The sequence below is a fragment of the Ameyamaea chiangmaiensis genome (genome assembly GCF_013376175.1).
Classification (GTDB): domain Bacteria; phylum Pseudomonadota; class Alphaproteobacteria; order Acetobacterales; family Acetobacteraceae; genus Ameyamaea; species Ameyamaea chiangmaiensis.
The window spans coordinates 1-4,295 of sequence record NZ_JABXXR010000192.1; the positions used below are offsets into that span (position 1 = coordinate 1).

Genomic DNA, 4,295 nt, shown 5'->3' on the forward strand with positions numbered 1-4,295 from the left:
AGGCGGCCCGCGTCCTCCGGCGACAGCCCGGCCGACAGGCGCGCGACACGCGCGCCCAACCCGAGCGCGCCGAGGAACGCCCCCTGCATCACTGCCCCTTGTGTCAGGGCCCCGGCCGCCATGGCCGCCAGCCGGAAAGCCCGAAAATCGACATGCGCCGTGAGGTCCGCGTGACCCGGATGGTCCAGCGGCCACGCCGGCTTGCCCTGATACAGGGCCTGAAGCGATTCGCCCCAACGCGGCGCATCGTACCCGTAATCGATGAACAGCGCGGCACCGGTTCCACGCGCCAGCCGCGCACCAAGGTCACGCGCGAGCGCAAGGGCGGGCTCGCACAGTTCAACGACTTCCCCCTCCGGCACCGCGCGCGCCAGAGGCTCGGCATCAGGCGCGGCCGGCACGTCGATCTCGGCAAAGGTCAGGCCATCGACGGCACGCTCGCGCCAGGCCGGCGCACGCCGGACGAACTGGCGGATTGGCAGCGCGTCGAGAAATTCGTTCGCGACCAGAATGAACGGGCCGTACTCGGGCACATCCGCCAGCGTGTCGCACCAGCGCACCGGCCTGGCCGTGCGGCCGGCCAACGCGTCCCGCTGCACGGTACGCAAGGTCGGCGACGTCTCGACCAGCATCACGTCGGCGGCGGCATGAAGCGCGGGCAGCACACGCCCGATCAGCCGCAGCATGTCGGCCATCAGCGTGCCGCGCCCCGGACCGGCCTCGACCAGCATCACCCGCGACGGGCTGCCCATCATCTGCCAGACGGTTGCGGCCCATGCGCCCAGCAGTTCGCCGAACACCTGACTGATTTCGGGGGCGGTGATGAAATCGGCGAACGGATCGCGCTGCGTGTAATACGCCGCGTTGGCGCGCGCCATGAACTGGTCGAGACGGACGGGATGGCCGCTCATGCCGTCGCGGGGGCCGCCGGCACGAGATCATGCGTCACCGCCGGACGACGCAGCGCGTTGACTATGAGACCCAGACCGGCGAGCGCCATCGGCAGGCACAGGACCTGCCCCATCGTTACCCCGAACGGCAGAAAGCCGATGAAGGCGTCGGGCTCACGGAACAGTTCGCAGACGCTGCGGGCGATCGCATAGCCCAGCAGAAACAGGCCGGAGACCAGGCCCGGGCGGGCCCGAATGCCCGGGCGCGTCACCGCGAACAGCAGCGCGGCCAGCAGCAACGCGCCCTCGGTCAGGGCCTCGTACAGTTCGGAGGGGTGGCGCGGCACTGGACCGGCCTCCGGAAAGATCATCGCCCAAGGCAGCGACGCGGGTGCCTCGCGACCCCAGAGTTCGCCGTTGATGAAGTTCGCGATGCGCCCCAGCATCAGCCCAAGCGGCACCACCGCCGTGATCCGGTCGGAAAATGCCAGAAAGCTCAGCCCGTTGCGCCAGGTGAACAGAAGCAGGGCCGCGATGACCCCCAGCGCGCCGCCATGGAACGACATCCCCCCGTGCCAGACTTCCAGCATCGCCCAGGGGTGCGTCAGGTATGCCATCGGCTGGTAGAACAGGATGTAGCCCAACCGCCCCCCCAGAACGACACCCGCGGTCGCCCAGAACAGGAAGTCATCGACCTGGAGGTCCGTCGCCACGCGCGGACCCAGCGCCACGAGCCGCCGCGCGATGCGCCAGCCCAGCAGGAGCGCCGTTATGTAGGCCATCGCATACCAGCGAACCCCGAACCGGCCGAAATGCACCATGACCGGGTCGAACTGGGGAAAGATCAGCACAGGCAGCATCGAAAAGCCTCAGGGCTGGCGGCCGGACCGCTCAGAGATAGGGGGTGCCGGGGGCGAGATACTCACGCACGTAGCGTCCGATCCCGTCTTCGAGGGAGGTGAACGGGCGATCATACCCCACGGCCCTCAGGCGGCCGAGATCGGCGCGGGTAAAGGACTGATACTGGCCGCGCAGGGACTCCGGCATGTCGATGAAGGTAACGTCGCGCGGCGCCCCCGCCGCGTCGCAGACCGCATAGGCCAGATCGAGATACGTCCGCTCGACCCCCGTGCCGCAGTTATACAGGCCGCTGACGGCGGGATGGTCCAGCATCCACAGCATGACGTCCACCGTATCGCCGACCCAGACGAAATCGCGCGCCTGAGCGCCATCGGCTAGGCCCGGAACCTCCGAGCGGAACAGGCGCGGGGCACGACCGGCGGCTATTTCGTCATACTTGATCTTGACGACCGAGATCATCTTGTCCTTGTGATACTCGTTCGGGCCGTACACGTTGAAGAACTTCAGGCCCACCCACTGCGGGGGGGCCGCGCCACCGCGGGCCAGATGCGCCATCACGCGCATGTCGAACACGTGCTTGGACCAGCCATACAGATTAAGCGGTGCCAGCGTCTGGAGCCTGTCCGGCGCATCGGAGAATTCCTCCGGCCGGTCCGCGCCGCCATAGGTCGCCGCCGACGAGGCATAGACGAACGGCACACCCCGACGAGCGCACCATTGCCATAGGGTCCAGGGCAGTTCGACGTTCGTACGCCAGACAAGGTCGCCGTCCCGCGCCGTGGTTTCGCTGATCGCACCCAGATGAAACACGGCCTCGACGTGCCCGACCGTCTTCAGAAACCCGTCGAGCGCGGCCGGGTCGACCAGTTCGTCAGGGGCATGCCGGGCAAGGTTGCGCCACTTGCCCTCCGATCCCAGCCAGTCCACGACAGCCGTGCGCGTGCCGCGCGCGTGTAGCGCGGCCTGAAGGCACGAGCCAATGAAGCCGGCGCCGCCGGTGACGATGATCATGGACGCATTCTATAGACGCGCGCGGGCGGGGCTCCAAGTGACTGTCTGCTGACACGGAACGGCCACGGTCTCGCGGACCGTGACACCGAGGAGCGCGCGCCTTATATACGATAGACTTCCGACCCGGCCTCTGCCGGGCCAACCCGCAGGAGGCCACGATCATGGCGGACAGACCCCGGTTTTTCGACGATCTCGCCGGTGTTGCGGGAGGCGCTTTCTCGGCCTTGGCCGGTGCGCGCGAAGAAGTGAGCGCCCTGATCCGCACCCGGGTGGACGAAGTGCTGGCCTCCCTCAACCTCGTCCGTCGCGAGGAATTCGACGTGGTGCGTGATCTGGCGACCCGGGCGCGCATCGGCCAGGAGGACGCCGAAGCGCGTCTGGCGGCCTTGGAATCCCGCATTACCGCGCTGGAGCAGCCCCACACGCCGCAAAACCACTACGGCGCCTGACGCGCGGCCGCCGCCCCATGCCCGGCTGCGGATTCGTTTCGATCCGCAAGGGACTTGCAGGCGCGGAATCGCACACATAGGCTGGGATCGTGACCCATGCGGTCCGATTCGCAGACAGAGGCGCACGGCTTCTTCAGCCGCGCCATCCTCGACGGCTTTGGGGAGTCCCGTATGCCTGCTCTGACGATTAGCACCCAAAATCAGGACTTCAATCCGCTCGATCTGATGGAACAGATCGTGGGCAGCAACGAATGGGCCTTCGATCGTCGTAACGATTCCGAAATGGCTGCCGAGGCACCCGGCCGCTGGTGCGATTACGGTCTGTATTTTTCCTGGTCGCGCGAAATCAGCGCCATGCACTTTACCTGCGCCTTCGACCTGAAGGTGCCACCGATGCAGCGCCGGGCCCTCTACGAACTTATCGCCTTGGCGAATGAACGCCTCTGGATCGGCCATTTCGGGCTCGACCAGGATGACGGGACTCCGGTGTTCCGGCAGGCCGTGCTGCTGCGCGGCGCTGCCGGTGCGTCGGTCGAAAGTCTCGAGGACATGGTCGACATCGCCCTGACCGAGTGCGAGCGGTTTTATCCGGCTTTCCAGTTCGTGCTGTGGGGCGGCAAGACCCCGACAGAGGCGCTGGAGGCCGCGATGCTCGATTGCGCGGGCGAGGCATGAGCGCGCCGGCCGACCAATTGCCGCCCATCCTTCTGGCGGGCTGCGGCAAGATGGGGGGCGCGTTGCTGCGGGGGTGGCTCGAGGATGGTCTGGCCCCGTCCGTGGTACTCGACCGCTCGTTCGAGCACTTGTCACCGCCGCACCGCATCGTGCGTCATGCGGCCGACATCCCGTCCGACTTTACGCCCACGGTCATCATCCTCGCCGCCAAACCGCAGAAAGCCGACGCTCTGATCGCCGCCGTGGCCGGTCTCGCAGGTCCACAGACCATCGTCCTGTCCGTCATGGCCGGACGCACGATCGCCAGTCTGCGCGCAGCCTTCACGGCCGCCCGCCCGGATGCCGCGCCGCCCGCGTTCGTGCGCACGATGCCCAATACGCCGGCCGCGATCGGCCAGGGCATGACCGT

At 67.5% G+C, this 4,295-nt stretch carries 6 protein-coding genes; 3 read left to right on the forward strand and 3 right to left on the reverse strand.

Translation table 11 applies throughout. From position 1 onward, the window contains the following. From HUK82_RS14815 to rfaD, 3 genes are all read right to left on the reverse strand, one after another. Positions 1–911: class I SAM-dependent methyltransferase (locus HUK82_RS14815; protein ID WP_176614687.1), on the reverse strand; the 911-nt coding region annotated here is incomplete at its 3' end. Next, positions 908–1,750 carry a prolipoprotein diacylglyceryl transferase gene (gene lgt / locus HUK82_RS14820; RefSeq protein ID WP_176614688.1) on the reverse strand — a complete coding sequence of 281 codons (843 nt, stop codon included), beginning with the start codon at positions 1,748–1,750 and terminating at the stop codon, positions 908–910. The genes HUK82_RS14815 and lgt, both read right to left, overlap by 4 nt. A 31-nt stretch (positions 1,751–1,781) precedes the next feature. Next, positions 1,782–2,762, reverse strand: a complete 981-nt coding sequence (gene rfaD, locus HUK82_RS14825; protein ID WP_176614689.1) for an ADP-glyceromanno-heptose 6-epimerase — start codon at positions 2,760–2,762, stop codon at positions 1,782–1,784. Between the two features lie 161 nt (positions 2,763–2,923). On the opposite strand from rfaD, the gene HUK82_RS14830 reads away from it, so the two are divergent. The 3 genes from HUK82_RS14830 to HUK82_RS14840 all read left to right on the forward strand — a co-directional run. Beyond that, complete coding sequence (locus tag HUK82_RS14830; RefSeq protein WP_176614690.1) at positions 2,924–3,211, forward strand: accessory factor UbiK family protein; 288 nt, start codon at positions 2,924–2,926, stop codon at positions 3,209–3,211. A 171-nt stretch (positions 3,212–3,382) separates the two neighbouring features. Next, positions 3,383–3,886 carry a type III secretion system chaperone family protein gene (locus HUK82_RS14835; RefSeq protein WP_176614692.1) on the forward strand — a complete coding sequence of 168 codons (504 nt, stop codon included), beginning with the start codon at positions 3,383–3,385 and terminating at the stop codon, positions 3,884–3,886. Then, on the forward strand, positions 3,883–4,295 hold a 413-nt coding region (locus HUK82_RS14840), incomplete at its 3' end, for a pyrroline-5-carboxylate reductase family protein (protein WP_176614691.1). The genes HUK82_RS14835 and HUK82_RS14840, both read left to right, overlap by 4 nt.

Excerpts from the sequence above, each read along its gene's own strand:
- lgt (WP_176614688.1), bottom strand. The coding sequence starts at position 1,750 with ATGCTGCCTGTGCTGATCTTTCCCCAGTTCGACCCGGTCATGGTGCAT.
- rfaD (WP_176614689.1), bottom strand. The coding sequence starts at position 2,762 with ATGATCATCGTCACCGGCGGCGCCGGCTTCATTGGCTCGTGCCTTCAG.
- HUK82_RS14830 (WP_176614690.1), top strand. The coding sequence starts at position 2,924 with ATGGCGGACAGACCCCGGTTTTTCGACGATCTCGCCGGTGTTGCGGGA.
- HUK82_RS14835 (WP_176614692.1), top strand. The coding sequence starts at position 3,383 with ATGCCTGCTCTGACGATTAGCACCCAAAATCAGGACTTCAATCCGCTC.